At 53.2% G+C, this 609-nt stretch carries 1 protein-coding gene; it reads right to left on the bottom strand.

The annotated features are described in order from the left end of the window. Window positions 1-47 precede the first annotated feature (47 nt). The gene (locus tag F1735_RS38010) at window positions 48-482 is read right to left on the bottom strand and encodes a hypothetical protein (RefSeq protein WP_373888635.1); all 435 of its coding nucleotides are present in this window, start codon (window positions 480-482) and stop codon (window positions 48-50) included. Window positions 483-609 lie beyond the last annotated feature (127 nt).

Below are 609 nucleotides of genomic sequence, written 5' to 3'. Positions count from 1 at the left end.
TCGCCTACCTTCGCATGTCCAAGTTTAAAAACCTTCCGGCCAATCCACTACAACCAGCCGCCGCTCCGTTGCGATCTACCATCTACCGTGCCGGCTGTCCAGTTCCACTCAAAACGGCATAGAGCCCATTTAGGCCCCTTCTTTGGCTCACAAAACCCCTCTGCAGAGCCTGGTTTACCGGGCGCCTTTGCTCCATTCGGATCAGCAGCGTCACCGGGTGGCTCCCCAGCAGCAGCATAAGCCCAGTCGGGCCAGTCCCATGTAGGAAGGTTTGGATCCGGTTTGAAAAGGTCCGACATTCTTGGACTTTGTGACGGAAAATTTGGGTTAAAGGGATCAACTGGCGGCGTATTTCTGCAGACGATTACTGGGCCGGCCATCGTGCAAGCAAGCCCAAGCGGGTCGATATTACTAATAGGATTACCGCCAACATATCCGTGAGTATTTATGCCACCTTTAAGGCCGATCGGATCGCTCTGGATATACCGCCCACCCGACGCGCACTTTCCTAAATTTCGCCACTTTCCCTAGTCGAATCAACAGCTTGAAGCAGCTAAATTCAGATGCCGCCCCGGTATTGTTGCAAATTTCCCTAGACACGCATTCTGG

Origin of the sequence: Massilia genomosp. 1, from assembly GCF_011682185.1 — a bacterium.
Classification (GTDB): domain Bacteria; phylum Pseudomonadota; class Gammaproteobacteria; order Burkholderiales; family Burkholderiaceae_D; genus Telluria_A; species Telluria_A rubra.
This window is presented reverse-complemented; position numbering and strand designations above follow the sequence as displayed.